Consider the following 17,227-nt stretch of genomic DNA (forward strand, 5'->3'; position numbering starts at 1 on the left):
AAACCCCTTGCTGATTTATTTCGGCAAGGGGTTTATACTAATTTACTTTCTATAATTAGCCTGTCGTTCTACCATCCAGCCGGGGTATTGCATAGCAAGGGGGCTGACTTCATTTATTTTCTTAAGATCTCCCTCTGTCAATAAGAGATCAGTTGAATCTATATTGAGTTTCAATTGCTCCAGCGTTTTGGCTCCAATGATAGTGCTGGTAACACCGCGTTGCTGCCTCACCCAGGCCAATGCAACCTGTGCAACGCTTGCATCATGGATCTTTGCCAAATCCCCCATCACATCTACCAAATCATACCCCTTCTCCTTGTCAATCGGAGGAAAATCAAATTTTGATCTCCTAGAATCCGAATCTGCCCCTTCTCTGGTGAATTTTCCGGTCAAGAAACCTCCTGCAAGTGGACTCCAAGGAAATATAGCCAAGTCATGATCTATTGCCATCGGCACCAACTCATGCTCAATATCACGGCTCACCGCAGAGTAATAATACTGCAAGCCCATGAACTTATGCCACCCCCTGTAATGTGCAATTGCCTGAGCCTTTGCCACCATCCATGCAGGCCAGTTGCAAATAGCGATGTATCTGACTTTTCCCGATTCCACAATATCGTTTAATGAGCGGACGATTTCTTCCAGTGAGGTCAAAGGATCTACACCGTGAACATACAGAATATCTATATAATCCATTTGCAGTCTTTTCAAACTGGCTTCTACCGAGTTGAAAATATTATACCTGGAAAGTCCGGCACTGTTTGGTTTGTCCTTCATCTTGGCCAACAGCTTAGTCGCTATAACCACCTCATCCCGTGGTACAGACAAATCCAGTAATCCTTGACCCAAAAGCTTCTCCGACTGCCCGAAGGAATAAACATTGGCAGTATCTATAAAATTAATGCCCGATTCTACTACTGCCTCAAGCATTTTATTCACTTCATCTTGCTGCAGGTTGCCGATATTGGCCCACATGTCAGCTTCCTGCCCCCCAAAAGTCATGGTGCCAAAGCATAGTTCGGAGACCATCAAGCCGGTATTTCCGACGGAATTGTACTTCATCATTAAAATAGGTTAAGTAATGGTTATTGATTTTTGAGAGTAAAACAGAGGTAGTACTAAAACAGTTGCCTAGGTCGAAAAAAATATGCTGTATGGCTCAAACAATTTGAATTTGAGGCATGGTCAATCATCTTCTTGAATTATTTTTGAAAAATCGATAAAAGCATATTTTCAGACGAAATCAATTATAAACAAATGAAATACAAAATAAGCTCTTCAGAATTATCCATAGAAATCAATCAGACAGGAATGGAGATTTCCTCCATAAAATCCCTACATACAAATACTGAATACCTTTGGCAAGGTGACCCAACTATTTGGAGCGGTCAGGCACCTGTGTTATTCCCCATTATCGGGGCCCTGAAAAATGGCTTTATGATATATAAAAATCAAAAGTATGCCATCCCAAAGCATGGAATTTTAAGAAATTCACCTAAACCTGTCCTAAAGGAATCCACTGAAAATTCATTGTTATTTTCTTTAGTTTGGGATGAGGAAAGTCTAAAACTGTACCCATTTAAATTTGAACTGGAAATCAAATTCACCGTGTCGGGTAGTAAAATCGAGATTGCCCACCGTATTGTAAATCACGGTGAAGAAACGATGTATTACAGTGTAGGCGGTCATCCTGCGTTTAATTGTCCCCTACATGAAGGAGAAGAATATGAAGACTACTTTCTACAATTTACCAATCCTGAAACTGATTCAACTTGGAGCGTAGAGTCTAGCGGACTTATAGGGACAGACACAAAACCGGTATTGGAAAACAGTTCGGCATTGTCCCTTCACAAGCATCTATTTGATGATGATGCGTTGATTTTCAAAAATCTCACATCCCGGGAAGTTACCTTAATGCATAAAAACAGAGGAGAAATCCTGTCTTTAACATTCGATGATTTCGATTACCTGGGAATCTGGGCAAAGCCCGGAGCTTCCTTTGTTTGTATCGAGCCATGGTTGGGAATAGCCGATAGTGTAGATTCCAATCAGAAGTTTGAGGAAAAAGAAGGTATTCTGAAATTGGAAGCTCATCAACGTGATGTGAAAACATACACTATAACTATACTGAAAGAAAAATAAGATTTTGGCAAAAGACGTAGTAACTGCTACGTCTTTTGCCTATTTTCTATTGATTAGCTATAAATGGGGCCTGTTTAATAAACCTTCTATCTGACAGTTGATCAATTAGAAAATTTGCCAAACTAGTTGCAGAAACCTGATCCCCAAGGCAATCTTCCAGTGAGACATTGATTGGCTTGTTCTCCGCATCCAGAGCTATTAAAGGTAATCTCACCAAAGTCCAATCCACATGGCTCTCCTTGAGAAGTTTATATTCAAACTGCCTATCAATAGTAGAATCAGGATAATTTGCATACATCCACTCGGTAGCAGCTTTTGTAGTGGTTCCTTTTTTATCTCCTTGTGCATCTACATTTATTCCTGACACTACAATATAGCGCTTGATTTGATGAAGTTTCATTTGTTGAAGTACATTCGCAGTTCCTTCTGAGGAAATCGTATTCTTACTTGAAGGCACACCCCAGCCCAATGCGCTGATTACAGCTTCACAATCCTCGAGTAATTCATTGACTACAGTTTGATTTAAAACATCGCCCAGTACAACTTGTATCTGAGGATTAGAAGCAGGTACCCGATCAGGATTTCTGACAAGCATCTTGATTTGAAAACCTGATTTTACGAGTTCTTTGACAAGGAATTTACCTGATTTTCCGGTTCCGCCGATTACGGCTATTTTCTTATTTGTATTCATGGGATTCTTTATAAAATGTGATAAAAGTATACCCTAACATCTACCCTGATGGGAAATGTTATTCCACTGCTTCTAGCAACAGATTGGGTGTTCAGCTATTTTTATAAAGAGATTTTAATACGTCAAACATAAGGTAAAATACGGAGTTAAAAAAGAAAATCCTGAGATGGTGACACCTCAGGATTAGAAATAATTATCAATTTTTTATAACAGTCTAGAAATTTGCAAGGTCTTTAACTTCTTGCTCAGTCAGTGCCCGATCAAAAACTACCGGACCTCCAATCTGGCCGTTGAAGAAATTTCCCATTTCTCTTTCCAATAAAACAGCACCTACAGTAAAATCAGATCCATTCTCGCCCAATCCATCAGGAAAAGGCATGAAAAGAAGTTTGGTGGTTTAATCATTTTGCAGTAGGCTAAAACAACAAACTATTTCGCCCATTCGATATAATCCTGATTGACTTGACCGTCGAAAATACTTTCATTGGAATAAACGATGACTCTATATTTGAATGTCGCTGATTCGCCTTTCTCCAGTTTGAAGTTAAGCTCATCCTTGCCGTCACTGAGAGATTTTTGTCCAAGTGGATTTGCCGCAAACAAACCATACCCTCTTGCGTGCCAATAAGTCGGATAGCCTGGATTGGAAGGGAAATCAAGGATGGCAACAGAGATATTCTCATTATTGATCTTGCCTGTAAGACTGACCCAATCTCCCCTGGTTCCCCAAACATCGTGTCCTTCCACCCCTTCACTACTCAAGTACATCCCTGTGATCCCCTCATTGTTCATCGTAGGCACATCGGTTGCTTTGCCGGAAGCATCAGTGAATATTTCAGGCTTATCGGAAGGATGCTCCAATTGTCTCGCTGTACGAAGACCCAGCATACCCTCTTTATTGTCAGTCAGTTTCACTTCACCGTTAGGAGCAGTCAGTATGGCAATTCTGTCAATGGATCTCCGGTCATCTTTTCCTCTGAAAATAAAGCTAGTATTCTCGGTCAAAAGCACTTCTCCCTTATTGTTCATCCAGTCCATACTTACTTCCAACACCCCCTCTTCATTACCGCTTTTCATAGACTTGATTGATTTATGTGCGATATGCCCGTACTTCGTTTTGTCTTTGATATCAGAAGAATTGTTCCAAAAGTCAAGACCATTCACATCCCCGTAATTGAACCAAAGTCCCAAATGATGCGGATGATCCACGCGCTCTCCCGGGCGGGGTGTAATTGGCCAGCCTCTGGTAATGGCATTTCCATTTGCCGTATTTATCGGATATAAAACCGGTTTTTCCAGAGAATCGGGATAGATGTAAGAAGTGAAGAGCTTTCCGTCAATGAGGACATCTACCCTCTTGGCTGTTTCGTCTTGGATCAGTTCTATTCTGTCCTTCATCTGTTCGGGCTCTGATTCTGACACTGTTTTTTCCTGAGTTCCGCCACAGGCAAATGTCACTGCTGATAAAGCAATTACAATAGTATAGCTAAAGAGTTTATGTTTATGAAAAATCATCGCAATTTCGGGTTTTGATTTTAATAGTTTTAAAGATTAAGGCTGATAAGTTCAGTCAGTCTTATCTGTTCTCCTTCTTTAATTGGTTGAATAAAGCCAATTGTTCCTTCAGAGCAGCTACCCGGTCTGTTGGTTCCGTTCTGGCTTCCATCAGTATCCAGCCATCGTAGTTGATGTCATTGAACAAGTTGAAAAGTGCTGGATAGGGATAATCACCATGGTTGAATTCACGTACATGAACCGTGTCACCAAACCATTTTTTCACTGAGTTGAAATTAGCTTCTAATCCGGGAGGCAGCAGATCCTCGTCGTTACAGTTCCAGCATATCTTAACGGCCGGTTCAGTCACTTGATCAAAAATTGCTTTCATATTCGGAAGTTCTTGGGTTAAGTGCCCATGCACTTCCACCCGTACCAGTTGTCCATAATCAGCAGCAAACTTCCCAACTTCATTGAAGGAAGCCGCAATCTGGGCAATGGTTTTTTCCTTGGCAACATCATCCGGGAGATTGTTAGGCTTCACTTTAATCCCCGTAGCTCCTATGTCCTTGCAAAGCTTGATGTACTCTTTGGTTCCCTCAATGTTTTCCCGGAGTACTGCCGGATCAGGACTGTGATACTCAAAATTACTTCCGTAACCCAAGCACGTCACTTTGCTGTCCTTGAATCGCTTTTTTACTTCAGCCCGTTCTGCTGCATTCAGACTTGTTTCCACTCCATGGGCATGCTCAGTACGAAGCTCCACCCCGAGCACACCGGCTTTTTCGCAATTCGATATAAGTGTAGGAAGATCCCAATCCCTACCCCACTGATAGGTTACCAATCCGAATTTCATTCCTGACTTTGCCATGGAAAAACCATTCAAGGGAAACTGCAGCGCTGCCATACTCAAGCTTGCAGCGACGCTTTTCTTCATAAAATCTCTTCTATTATTGCTCATATAATCAAATTTTATTGGGAATGGTGTACGGATCACGATAAGCCCTTGTGAGCATTTTATCTGCTTCTTTATCCTTGACAAACGTTTCGGTGCTTCCGTCAAATCTTAGTTCGCGGCCAGTCAGGTAAGATACATTGGCGATCAGGGGCAACACGGAAGACTTAAACCCTTCTTCAATATCACAATGAAGAGCTTCATCATTTCCAGTTCTAATCGCATCTAGGAAGTTGGCATAATGCTCAGCACCGCCCGGTGCTGCCAAAACTTGATTACTGGGCTCCTGAACTGCTTCTTTTTTAGATTGGGCAAAAGGCTCGGCTTCTTTCTCACGAAAAGCTTTCCACGTACCTCCATCCAGCTCCAAATACCCTTTGGTTCCGTAAAACACATTGCCTATGTGGACATCTAAGCTGGATTCTCCATTGGTATATCTCCCTCTGGTTTCAAATTCCAGCATAGTGCCATCTGCATATTTGAATACTGAGCTTTGCGTATTGGGAGTTTCCTGAGAGCATTCGTTGGGGTCGATCCCATAGATGCCCCCGGCAGAATAAACTGAAACCGGATGCTCATTCTTGTTCATTCCCCATCTGGCTACATCAAACTGATGCGGTCCCTGATTTCCTGTGTCTCCATTTCCGGTAGCCCAGTGCCAATGCCAGTTGTAGTGTACTTTCTTTTCGTTATATGGAATCATCTCAGCAGGACCTCGCCAGTAATCGTAGTGCAAAGAATCGGGTGCTGTACTATCTGCCACTTTACCAAAAGAATCACGTGGCTTGAAGCATGTGCCACGGGCCATATAGACATCGCCTATTCCTCCTCCATGAAGAAATTCCATGGCTTCCATTACATTGGCAATGGATCGGTTCTGAAAGCCTACCTGCACCCTGCGGTCGTATTTGCGGGCGGCTTCCACCATTTTTCTTCCCTCCCACACGTTGTGACTGGCAGGTTTTTCTACATAGACATGTTTTCCTGCCTGACAAGCCCAGATGGTGGCCAGTGCGTGCCAATGGTTGGGTATGGCAAGTGATACCGCATCTATTTCCTTATCTTCCAATACCTTGCGTACATCCCATTCCGTCTGGGGAGTTATTCCTGTTTTCTCAATTACAACTTTTGAACTCGGTTCGAAATACTGCTCATCCGCATCACATAGGGTTTTCAATCTGACATTGCGGTTATCTTTTAAGGCGCACCACTGATTAATGTGATTGCTCCCCTGTCCCCGTATTCCCACTACGGCTAGGTTGATCCGCTCGTTTGCTCCAATGATCGAAGCGTATGATTTGGCACTCATACTCATGCCGGCCATTGCTATTCCGGCAGTACCTAAGAGACTTTTCTTGATGAATTCTCTTCTTTTTTCCATTTGATGTAAGGTTATAGGGTTTGTAATGTTTTTTTTGAGTTTATGGATAAATCACGTGTTCGCTGATAGACAGTTCTTCAGCTATGATTTTTTAATCTAAACATTCTGCTCATACTAATCAATACTAATTACTTGGATGCTTGAATAACCTGTGCAAACGATTGCGTAATCGATTGTGCCTTTACCCGTTCTGTGCCCTACTCTGGAAGACAATCCGCCTCATGTTGCTTTGAGATTTAGCCCTACGTATCCTAATTGTATTGGCCTAAATATATATTTAATCGTGGAGGCTAATTTCATCAGCATTTTACGCTAGAAGAAAACTATCACCATTTGCGGTGATATTCTATTTTATCACCGCAAATGGTGATATTTTGATTTATCACTAGTTACGGTGATATTAGGGTCATGATTGCATTACTTACAGGAGATATCATCAATTCCAGAGAACTGAAAGATCAGAATCTCTGGATCCAACCGGTTAAGAACTTGTTGAGCAACTGGGGGGAACCTCCCAAACAATGGGAAATATTCCGTGGTGATAGTTTCCAATTGGAAATCCCGGATCCCAAAGAGAGCCTGTTGGCGGCTTTACGGATTAAAGCCCTCATCAAAAGTCTTCATAATCCGGATGAGAATAAAAGAAGCTCTCCAATCGATGTCCGTATGGCAATAGGAATAGGCACCAAGACCTATGACGCACCTAGAATCTCCGAAAGCAACGGAGAGGCTTTTGTAAGATCAGGTGAGAAATTTGAGCAATTGAAAGGCGAAATGATCACGCTAGCCATCAACTCTCCTTGGAAAGAATGGAATATAGAAATGAACCTGTACCTGAAACTGGCAGGCATCCAAATGGACAGCTGGTCGATCTCCTCCGGCGAACTGATGTCAGAAATGCTATCCAATCCGGATCGTACACAGGCAGAAATCGGAGAAGTGCTTCATATCAATCAAAACTCTGTGAGTAAACGGTACAAAACAGCACATGGGGAGGACATTATGGCAATGGAAAAATTATTCAGAAAGAAACTTAGCCAACTACTCTAATGCTAATTCTGATAAAACTTATCCTCGCACATCTAATCGGTGATTTTCTGTTGCAACCCACTTCATGGGTGAAGGAAAAAGAAAGGCGTAAAGCTGCATCATCCAAACTTTACCTCCATCTATTGATTCACGGTTCCCTTGTTCTGTTACTGCTTTGGGAGATTAGTCTTTGGCAAATAGCCCTCTATATCAGCATTGCACATGGGATCATTGATATCCTCAAACTTTACGCTCAGAAACCTAAAACTAAAACAAGGTGGTTCATCGCGGATCAAGTAATGCACTTGGTAAGCATTCTACTCATTTGGGGGGTATTCACAGAAGTTACTGTGGATTGGCAGTCAGTACTTCAGGATCCTGCTGTTCTAGGGCTGATCACAATAGTGATTTTTCTTACTCAACCTACTTCAATTATCTTGTCTACCTTACTCAAAAAGTGGTCTGATTCCATCCCGTCGCAGCCTGACCAATCCCTTCAGGATGCCGGCAAATACATAGGGATTCTAGAGCGGCTGTTTGTTTTTGCTTTTATCGTCACAGGGCACTGGGAGGCTGTAGGCTTCTTGCTGGCCGCCAAATCTGTTTTTCGCTTTGGGGATCTTCGAAAATCCAAAGAGCGTAAACTTACTGAGTACATTCTGATCGGAACCTTGCTGAGCTTCGGCACCGCTATGTTATCAGGACTTATCTTTTTATCTATTACCCAATAAATGAACCCAAACACAGAACTGGATTCCATCCAACTCAATTTTTCTTCCGGTGATTTATTACTTCTAAATCTTGCACTTGCACTGATTATGTATGGCGTAGCGCTGGACTTGAGGCTCGAGGATTTCAACTACTTGGTAAAAAACCCCAAAGGCTTCTTTCTGGGCATATTTTCTCAATTTCTCCTTTTGCCATTTCTTACTTGGTGTCTGGTGCTGATTATGCAACCTCCCCCATCGGTTGCTTTGGGAATGTTTTTGGTAGCGGCCTGTCCGGGAGGAAATGTATCTAATTTTCTTACAAATCTTGCTGAGGGTAACACTGCACTCTCTATAAGTCTCACGGCATTTTCCAGTACGATATCCATCATGAGTACCCCGTTGAATTTTGCACTTTGGGCAGGTTTCTATGCCCCCACTTCAAATTTATTACGTGAAATTAGCCTGGATTATTCTGATGCATTTTCTACCGTAGCGTTGATTCTGGGTGTTCCGTTGATTCTTGGGATAATTACACATCGCTATGCTCCCACATTCGCTGAGAAAGCCTCCAGAATCCTCAAACCACTGAGCATTCTGATTTTCGCATCCTTTGTAGTAATTGCTTTTGCGGGAAATTTCGACCTATTTACCAGATATATCTCTCTGATTTTTCTCTGGGTTTTAGCACATAATTTCGTGGCAATGGGATCTGGGTTTATTACAGGTAAAATATTCAAATTACCTCTGGCTGATGTGAAAACGTTGACGATCGAGACCGGAATTCAAAATTCAGGTTTGGGGCTGGTTTTGATTTTCACTTATTTTGATGGACTTGGTGGAATGGCTATTATTACGGCTTGGTGGGGTATCTGGCATTTGATTTCAGGTATGACTATCTCAAGTCTCTGGAAATCAAAAAACTGAATAAAAACGCATTTGTGAAATGCTTATAATTAAATGAAATACCTAGTCAATTTTATCCTGAGACTGCTAGTTAAAATAGCGTTGAAGGGATATTTCAGGAAAATAATCGTGGAGGGAAAGGAAAATATCCCAAAAAACAGACCTGTCATTCTGGTCGCCAACCACCAAAATGCGCTGATTGATCCATTGCTATTGGCTACCCACACTACCTTGAACCCTTATTTTTTAACGAGGGCTTCGGTTTTCAAAAAATCATTTGTAGCCAAGTTGCTCAATTTTATCCGCATGCTTCCCGTGTACAGAGTGCGGGATGGATTTGCCACAATTCAACAAAATCAAGGCACTTTTGACCAAACCTATGAAGTACTTCGTAAAAACGGTACGGTGATCATTTTTGCCGAAGGGAGTCATAGTTTGGTAAGAAATCTTCGTCCCTTGAGTAAGGGGTTTACCAGAATGGCTTTTGGACTTAAAGAAAAATACCCCGAAACCCAACCGGTAATTTTACCTGTGGCATTAGATTACTCTGCACACAAAAGATCCGGAAGCAGGGCGCGATTGACCTTCGGTAAAGCCATTCCCGTGGATATGCCACCTTCCAAATCCGGTCTGCTGACCAAATCAGTACAAAAAGCGTTGCAAGACCTTGTTGTGGAGATACCAAATGAAGGATATGAGCAACATCTGAAAAACCTAATCGAGCATCAGGTAGACGTGAGTTCAAGGGTAGATGTAGATCTGTTCTTAAAGACAGGAGAAGTTCCAAACCCTGTTACTGAATCATCAGGTTTGAAAAACAAACTGATGAAAATCTTCCATTTTCCTCTCTATTGGCTGTGGCTTTGGAAAAAGCCAAGTGTACAGGATCCTGTTTTTTCATCCACTTGGAAGTTTATGATAGGCTTTGTGCTGGCCCCTTTTTACTACCTGTTTCTAATTTGGCTTGCAATGGATACATCGCTGGGAAGCTGGGCATTGGCATTCCTGCTTATGGCCTGGATCTCACTCGTTGGCAATCGGAATCCTCAGGAATAAAGATAGGCATGACCAAATATTATTTGGGATATTTTATAACTTTGGAAGAAGAGATAAACCCAAAAATAACTAACCATGAGTCAAGATTTCTTACCCCTGAAGGGAACTGATTACGTAGAATTGTATGTCGGTAATGCCAAGCAATCCGCACTGTATTATCAATATGCTTTTGGATACGAATTGATTGCCTATGCCGGTCCAGAAACCGGTGTAAAGGATCGTGCGTCGTATGTGCTAAAACAAGACAAAATTAGATTGGTACTTACTTCTCCCTTACATCCTGATGGAGAAATTGCCGCACATATCCAAAAACACGGCGATGGAGTGAAGGTACTGGCTCTCTGGGTGGACGATGCGGTCCAATCATGGAAGGAAACAACCCGCAGAGGTGCTGTATCGGCTTCGGAACCGGAAACGCTTAGTGATGAACACGGTCATGTTGTGATGTCTTCTATCAAAACATATGGTGAAACCATCCATACGTTTGTAGAGCGTAAGGGCTATTCCGGTATTTTTCTTCCGGGATATCAGCCGAGATCCAGTACCTATAAACCTGAGCCTATCGGCCTGAAGTATATAGATCACTGTGTAGGCAATGTGGCTTTGGGGGAGATGAACCGTTGGGTAGAATTTTATGAAAATGTCATGGGATTCAAATTACTCATCACTTTTGATGATGAGGATATCTCCACAGAATATTCAGCATTGATGTCCAAAGTGGTATCCAATGGCAATGGATACATCAAATTCCCGATCAATGAACCCGCTGAAGGAAAAAAGAAATCGCAAATCGAAGAATACCTTGATTTCTATCGCGGTCCAGGGGTACAGCACATGGCTATCGCAACCGACGATATCATTTATACGGTGGCTGAATTGAGAAAAAGAGGAGTTGAATTTTTAGTTGTACCTCCATCCTATTACGATGATTTGCTTGATCGTGTGGGAAAAATAGATGAGGATCTTCAGCCATTGAAAGACCTTAATATTCTTGTGGATCGTGATGACGAAGGATATTTACTTCAGATTTTCACCAAACCTGTGCAAGATAGACCTACCCTATTCTTTGAAATCATCCAGAGAAAAGGAGCCAAATCATTTGGAAAAGGGAATTTCAAAGCATTGTTCGAAGCCATAGAAAGAGAGCAGGGACTTCGCGGAAACCTTTGATTGCAAAAAGCCGACTTCAAAAAAAGGTCGGCTTTGAATTGGGATTTTTTTCAATTCAAAGCCTTTCTAAAAGATGCTGCCTGAATAATCCCTAAAAGACACCGGAAAATCTTCACTTGGACAAAGTCTCTGCAGCCAAATCAGCTTGTGCATGAGTCTTGTTATGTTGAGATAAATTACCCAAACATGACGAGCATATGGTCACAGCAGCAGAACTCCCAAAAGGTCTGGTTTATACCCGGGACTCCCAGCCCGGAATACTTAGAAAGAAAAAGGGACGTGGATTTATTTTCCTGGACAAAGACAACCAAAGGCTCATTGATGAATCGGAATTAAAGCGGATTAAAGACTTGGTGATACCTCCGGCATGGAAGGATGTATGGATCAGCCCAAAAAAGAACGGCTATCTTCAGGCTACAGGAATAGATGAAATGGGCAGGAAGCAATACCTCTACCATCCAAAATGGTCTGAATATTCGTCCAAAATCAAATATGATGACCTGCTCAAATTTGGGTTTTATTTACCCAAACTGCGAGAACGATATAAGAAGGATTTACAGGATAAAACTTGGAGTAAGAATAAAGTTTTGGCACTGGCAACGGCACTTTTGGATGAATTGTATCTTCGGGTAGGTAATAAATACTACACTGAAAGCAACAAGACACACGGCCTTACTACACTCAGAAGAAAACACCTCAAAGAGGACGGCAAAAAACTGCTGATCAATTACACTGCAAAAAGCGGAAAAGAACGTTCTGTATCCCTCACCAACAAAAGGCTGATCCGATTGCTTAAAGATTGCTCTCAGCTTCCCGGTTACGAACTGTTCAGGTACCAGGAAGGGGAAGCATGGCATACAATAGACTCTTCTGCATTAAACGATTACATCAGTCCGGAGATTCCGGAAGGGAAGTATTATACGGCCAAATATTTTAGGACCTGGGGAGCAAATTGTGTCTGCATCAAACATGCAGATGAGGTAGAACTCCTTTGTAAGGGGACAAAAAAAAAGCCTGAGACTACTTTAATCAAATTGGTGGCCGAACAGATGGGACATACCGTGGCCGTCTGCAAAAGCTCCTATTTGCATCCGGAAATTTTATCCCGATGTCTGAATCCCGAAAAACTTAAGGATTGTTTGCCAAAAGGATTTTCCAATAAAGGATACAAACCGGAGGAAATCCAGTTGATTAAAATTCTTTGTGCCAAACTGAACTGAACTTTCCCAAGCCTATCTTGGCATGTTTTTTTACACTTAAAAAGAAGAGGTTAAAAAACATGGGCTGAAATGAAATCATGCTATTCAAAAGTTATTTTTTCATATCCTAAACCGGCAGGGTGATGGACAGAAAATGTGACAGAGAACTCCGGTATCTTATTAGTAATAGCAATAGCACACATATTGGTTACTCCCACAGGATTTAAGCGATGATCCGAATTAAACTATCAATTGCTCAAAATATTACTATGATATTCTTCCTAATTTGCACTTTGGGATTTTGAGACCAAAGAAACACTCAGCTTTACTAGGATTTGACTTTTCAAATACAACCCTAAGTGAATAATGGAAAACGAACAAAATATGGCAAATCTTACCCCTTCACGGTTCAAAATCACACACATTCCCAGCTTGATAGTGGAGAGTTTCAAGCAATGGAATGAAGCTGATCCATGGAGACTTAGTGCAGTGGTAGCATACTACGCAGTACTTTCTCTCCCAGCACTCATGGTGATAGTGATTAATACAGTAGGTGCCCTCTGGGGAGTAGATATCGTGACAGGAAAACTAAATAATGAGCTGGCTTCTGCAATGGGACCGGAGACGGCGGTTTTTCTGACCAATATGGTAGAGCAAACTCAGAATAGCGACAAGTCCTTAGTAGCATCTATCATAGGAATTGGCGTATTGATATTCGGAGCCTCAGGTGTTTTCTTTCACTTAAAAATCTCCATAAATGCAATTTGGGGTATTAAGCAAACTGATGATGTCAAATGGTACTATACGATTTGGGACCGCGCGGTCAGTTTTGGATTTGTGCTGGTATTAGGTTTTCTGCTGCTGATCAGTTTCGTACTGACCGCCCTGCTCTCATTTTTCAGTGATTTTATCAAAAGTATATTACCTGAATTTGTAGTGGTTTTTGCGTTTGTCGTGGATTTTGCAATTTCCTATGGTGTAATCGCTGTCCTTTTCGCCTTAATATTCAAATACCTGCCGGATGCCAAAATCAGATGGAAATCCGTGTGGGTAGGTGCATTTCTCACCTCTTTTCTTTTCTCAATTTCCAAATTCCTCCTCGGCATATATTTTGGCGCGGCAGAGCCTGGATCAACTTACGGAGCAGCGGGGTCTGTCATCCTAATCTTACTTTGGGTTTCTTACTCCTGTTTGATTTTCTTCTACGGTGCAGAGTTCACCAAAGTATTCTCCATTAGATATGGCTATGGTATTATTCCCAGAAAACATTATTCCCGAGTAAAAAAAAAGGAAATAGTACTTGAGGGAGATTTTATCCCCCCGCCAAAAGACCCCGTGTTGGATGGAGAAGAAGATGAATTGAAAAAAGAGAACTAGTTGCTAGAAGTCCGTAAATCCAACTGGAAAGAAATTTAAACGAGTCATTTTCAACATCGAATGAATTAACAGATGGCATATTTTATGTTTTTATATATCTTAGAAGCTAAATAATTTTTAAAACATGACTACCATAGATTCCAACATCTCAGCCAAAGCAGACTTTTGGCTTAATGGCAATATCGATGAAGACTCGAAAGCCCAAATCCGAACCCTTATTGATCAAAATCCTTCTGAGCTAACAGATTCATTTTATCAGGATCTGGAATTTGGTACAGGAGGACTTAGAGGTCTGATGGGTGTAGGAACAAACAGAATGAATGTTTACACTGTGGGCATGGCTACCCAGGGGTTGGCAAATTACCTGTTGAAATGCTTTCCAGGTGAAACAATCCGTGTAGCAATTACCCACGATTGTAGAATTAATAATACGCTTTTTGCTACAACGACAGCAAATGTCCTCACTGCAAATGGAATTCATGTCCTGTACTTTAAAGAAATGCGTCCTACTCCGATGCTTTCTTTTGCCGTACGTCATTACGCTTGTAAAAGTGGTGTGATGATCACAGCTTCGCACAATCCTAAAGAATACAATGGTTACAAAGCCTATTGGGAAGATGGTGCACAAGTAGTCGCTCCACACGACAAAAATATTATAGAAGAAGTAAAAAAAATCACCTCTTTTGATGATGTCAACTGGGATAAAAACGATGATCTTTTCCAATATATAGAAGAAGACTTCGATGAGATTTATTTAGCCCTTGTCAAAGGCTTAAGCCTAGCTCCGGAGGCTATCGCCACGCAGAAGGATATGCCGATTGTCTTTTCTCCAATTCATGGAGCTTCAGGAAAAATGGTTCCCGCAGCACTTAAGGCTTTTGGATTTGAAAACATCAACATCGTAAAAGAGCAAGCTGAACCCGATGGGAATTTCCCGACGGTTATTTACCCAAATCCTGAAGAAGCCGAAGCTTTAACGCTTTCATTGAAGCTGGGCAAAGAAGTTGGAGCAGAATTAGTGTTGGCCTGTGATCCGGATGGTGATCGATACGCCGCAGCTGTACCAAATGCTTCCGGAGAATTTGAACTGTTGAACGGTAACCAAACCGGTGCTTTTCTAACTTATTACTTGCTTAGCCAATGGAAAAAAGCAGGTAAACTGGACGGCAATCAGTATATGGTGAACACCATTGTCACCACAGAACTAATCGATAAAATCTGCGAAGGTTTTGGAGTGAAATGCTTCTCTGTTTTAACAGGATTCAAAAACATCGCTGCGATTATTAAAGATCTTGAAGGAAAACAGACCTTTATCGGAGGCGGGGAAGAATCTTACGGATACTTGATTGGTGATTTTGTACGTGACAAAGACGGCGTGAGTGCCTGCGCAATGGTAGCAGAAGCAATCTCTTATTACAAAACTCAAGGCAAGACAGTTTTTGATGTACTTGCCGAGATATACAATCAGTTTGGATTCTATAAAGAGTCACTTATTTCTGTTACCAAAAAAGGCAAAGACGGGGCTGAGCAAATCCAAGCCTTAATGACTGATTTCCGTCATCATCCGCCTGCAGAAATGAATGGTGCGGAAGTAGTGAAAATAGTGGATGTAAAAGAAAGCACCGTCAAAGATGTGAAATCCGGAAAGTCAGAAAAACTCGATATGGATAAATCCAATGTGATGCAGTTTTATCTAACGGACGGAAGTAAAATTTCAGCCAGGCCATCCGGAACGGAGCCAAAAATCAAGTATTACTTCTCGGTAAATACTCCGTTGTCCAATACGGCAGACTACAGAAAAGTAGAGACTACACTTGCAGAAAGACTAGAAGGATTGAAGCGGTATTTTAGCTAAGCGCTATAAACAAACATATAGAGAAGGGGCTAATCCGAAATTGGATCAGCCCTTTTTTTATCTTCGGTCGGATCCTCCTATATAGTTTTTGCCCTATAGTCATACAGGGTTACTCCCTGGTAGGTATTTTCCTGTCAAGGCGGCATCTTCCCTCCTCACTAGATTTGGTAGGTAGTCAAATCTTCAAAGCCTATCTTCAGCATACAGGGCTTGCCCAGCCCTTTACAAAGACAGAACTGCGAGAAGCCTGCTGGAGGTGGCGTGTTGGCAATTGAGACAAATCCGCCCCTGTTTGGTTTATACCCTTTCCCACAACACATCAGCAAAATATTCCTCAGAATCCAAGAAATTTTCTTCCACATGAAATCCGCCTGAGGAAGCTAAAGAACCTATCTCTGTCAAACTGTATTTTTTGGATATTTCGGTGAAAATTGACTCAAAAGCTTCGAATTCAAAATTTTGGTTTAGTGCTCCTATCGTAACCTGTTGGGGTTTCAGAGAAACCAAATAGCTTCTGCATTCACCGCTTACAGGATTATACGTTGGCCAGTGCATAAATGAATCACGGTCAAAATCAGCATCAAGCTCTCTGTTGATTCTATCAAGTAAATTCATATTGAATTCCCGGGTAATTCCCTGCTTATCATTATAAGCATTTAAAATGGTCTGCGGATGTTTCTTTAAATCAAAACCGAGTAAAACCATGTCTCCGCGCTTTGTCCCCACACGTAAATGATCGATAACATTTTTGGCTTCTTTTACTCCAAAATTTCCAAGGTTGGCTCCCAGGAATAAGATTAAGTTCGGTTTTCCATCTTCCCACTCCTGCTTCTTCAGCGATTCTCTATAAGTATCCTGAATAGGGCTCACCGATAATTCTGGGAGTTCTGACGCCAAACTTTGCTGCAATTCTTCCAATACTGATCCTGAAAAATCCACAGGAAAATAGTTGAACTCTACTTTCTCTTTTACTAGATATCTAAGTAATATCTTAGTCTTAAATCCGTCGCCCGCACCAAGTTCTACCAGATTAAACGGTTCGCCCAAAGCAAGAATTTTAGCTAAAATTTGCTCGTGCTGACTTTCCAGTATCTCATATTCCTTACGTGTGAGGTAATACTCAGGCAATGCCATAATTTGCTGAAAGAGTTTATCTCCTTTGGCATCATAGAAATATTTGGAAGGAAGTGTTTTGGGAGTAGAATTAAGTCCCAGCATTACATCTTGGGCAAAAGTCCCAAAATCCGTGTTTTTTGCATTCATAA

Annotated in this window: 16 protein-coding genes; 9 read left to right on the forward strand and 7 right to left on the reverse strand. The window is 41.6% G+C overall.

Going from position 1 to position 17,227, the window contains the following annotated elements; genetic code table 11:
• Positions 1-42: 42 nt before the first annotated feature.
• Positions 43-1,062: an aldo/keto reductase gene (locus tag ID165_RS08210; RefSeq protein ID WP_192351390.1), complete on the reverse strand. Its 1,020-nt coding sequence runs from the start codon at positions 1,060-1,062 to the stop codon at positions 43-45.
• A gap of 195 nt (positions 1,063-1,257) precedes the next feature.
• Here ID165_RS08210 and ID165_RS08215 point away from each other — a divergent pair, with 195 nt between their 5' ends.
• On the forward strand, positions 1,258-2,142 hold the full coding sequence (locus tag ID165_RS08215) for an aldose 1-epimerase family protein (RefSeq protein WP_192349873.1): 885 nt from the start codon (positions 1,258-1,260) through the stop codon (positions 2,140-2,142).
• Between the two features lie 46 nt (positions 2,143-2,188).
• Here ID165_RS08215 and ID165_RS08220 read toward each other — a convergent pair whose 3' ends face one another.
• The 5 genes from ID165_RS08220 to ID165_RS08240 all read right to left on the reverse strand — a co-directional run bounded on the left by ID165_RS08220 (position 2,189) and on the right by ID165_RS08240 (position 6,663).
• Entirely contained in the window at positions 2,189-2,833 is a 645-nt protein-coding gene (locus ID165_RS08220; protein ID WP_192349874.1) for an NAD(P)-dependent oxidoreductase, read from the reverse strand.
• Positions 2,834-3,047: 214 nt separating this feature from the next.
• Positions 3,048-3,212 (reverse strand): hypothetical protein, encoded by a 165-nt coding sequence (locus ID165_RS08225; protein WP_192349875.1) that lies wholly within the window; start codon positions 3,210-3,212, stop codon positions 3,048-3,050.
• 50 nt (positions 3,213-3,262) lie between these two features.
• Entirely contained in the window at positions 3,263-4,348 is a 1,086-nt protein-coding gene (locus ID165_RS08230) for a PmoA family protein (RefSeq protein WP_225587035.1), read from the reverse strand.
• Positions 4,349-4,409: 61 nt separating this feature from the next.
• On the reverse strand, positions 4,410-5,288 hold the full coding sequence (locus tag ID165_RS08235; RefSeq protein ID WP_192349876.1) for a sugar phosphate isomerase/epimerase: 879 nt from the start codon (positions 5,286-5,288) through the stop codon (positions 4,410-4,412).
• A 4-nt stretch (positions 5,289-5,292) separates the two neighbouring features.
• Complete coding sequence (locus tag ID165_RS08240; RefSeq protein ID WP_192349877.1) at positions 5,293-6,663, reverse strand: Gfo/Idh/MocA family protein; 1,371 nt, start codon at positions 6,661-6,663, stop codon at positions 5,293-5,295.
• 408 nt (positions 6,664-7,071) lie between these two features.
• Between ID165_RS08240 and ID165_RS08245 the strand changes: the two genes are divergently transcribed.
• The 8 genes from ID165_RS08245 to ID165_RS08280 all read left to right on the forward strand — a co-directional run bounded on the left by ID165_RS08245 (position 7,072) and on the right by ID165_RS08280 (position 15,962).
• Complete coding sequence (locus tag ID165_RS08245) at positions 7,072-7,713, forward strand: hypothetical protein (RefSeq protein WP_192349878.1); 642 nt, start codon at positions 7,072-7,074, stop codon at positions 7,711-7,713.
• Positions 7,713-8,423, forward strand: coding sequence for a DUF3307 domain-containing protein (locus tag ID165_RS08250; protein ID WP_192349879.1), 711 nt, complete (start codon positions 7,713-7,715; stop codon positions 8,421-8,423). Before ID165_RS08245 ends, ID165_RS08250 begins: the two co-directional genes overlap by 1 nt.
• On the forward strand, positions 8,424-9,326 hold the full coding sequence (locus ID165_RS08255; protein WP_192349880.1) for a bile acid:sodium symporter family protein: 903 nt from the start codon (positions 8,424-8,426) through the stop codon (positions 9,324-9,326).
• 33 nt (positions 9,327-9,359) lie between these two features.
• Positions 9,360-10,361 (forward strand): 1-acyl-sn-glycerol-3-phosphate acyltransferase, encoded by a 1,002-nt coding sequence (locus tag ID165_RS08260; protein ID WP_192349881.1) that lies wholly within the window; start codon positions 9,360-9,362, stop codon positions 10,359-10,361.
• A gap of 75 nt (positions 10,362-10,436) precedes the next feature.
• On the forward strand, positions 10,437-11,531 hold the full coding sequence (gene hppD, locus ID165_RS08265) for a 4-hydroxyphenylpyruvate dioxygenase (RefSeq protein ID WP_192349882.1): 1,095 nt from the start codon (positions 10,437-10,439) through the stop codon (positions 11,529-11,531).
• A 197-nt stretch (positions 11,532-11,728) separates the two neighbouring features.
• Complete coding sequence (locus ID165_RS08270) at positions 11,729-12,751, forward strand: DNA topoisomerase IB (protein ID WP_192349883.1); 1,023 nt, start codon at positions 11,729-11,731, stop codon at positions 12,749-12,751.
• Between the two features lie 345 nt (positions 12,752-13,096).
• Positions 13,097-14,107 carry a YihY/virulence factor BrkB family protein gene (locus ID165_RS08275; protein ID WP_225587036.1) on the forward strand — a complete coding sequence of 337 codons (1,011 nt, stop codon included), beginning with the start codon at positions 13,097-13,099 and terminating at the stop codon, positions 14,105-14,107.
• A gap of 124 nt (positions 14,108-14,231) precedes the next feature.
• Positions 14,232-15,962: a phospho-sugar mutase gene (locus tag ID165_RS08280; RefSeq protein ID WP_192349884.1), complete on the forward strand. Its 1,731-nt coding sequence runs from the start codon at positions 14,232-14,234 to the stop codon at positions 15,960-15,962.
• A gap of 297 nt (positions 15,963-16,259) precedes the next feature.
• Here the strand turns inward: ID165_RS08280 and egtD are convergent, their stop codons facing one another.
• Positions 16,260-17,225, reverse strand: a complete 966-nt coding sequence (gene egtD / locus ID165_RS08285; RefSeq protein ID WP_192349885.1) for an L-histidine N(alpha)-methyltransferase — start codon at positions 17,223-17,225, stop codon at positions 16,260-16,262.
• Positions 17,226-17,227: the final 2 nt, after the last annotated feature.

This window comes from Algoriphagus sp. Y33, assembly GCF_014838715.1.
Taxonomy (GTDB): domain Bacteria; phylum Bacteroidota; class Bacteroidia; order Cytophagales; family Cyclobacteriaceae; genus Algoriphagus.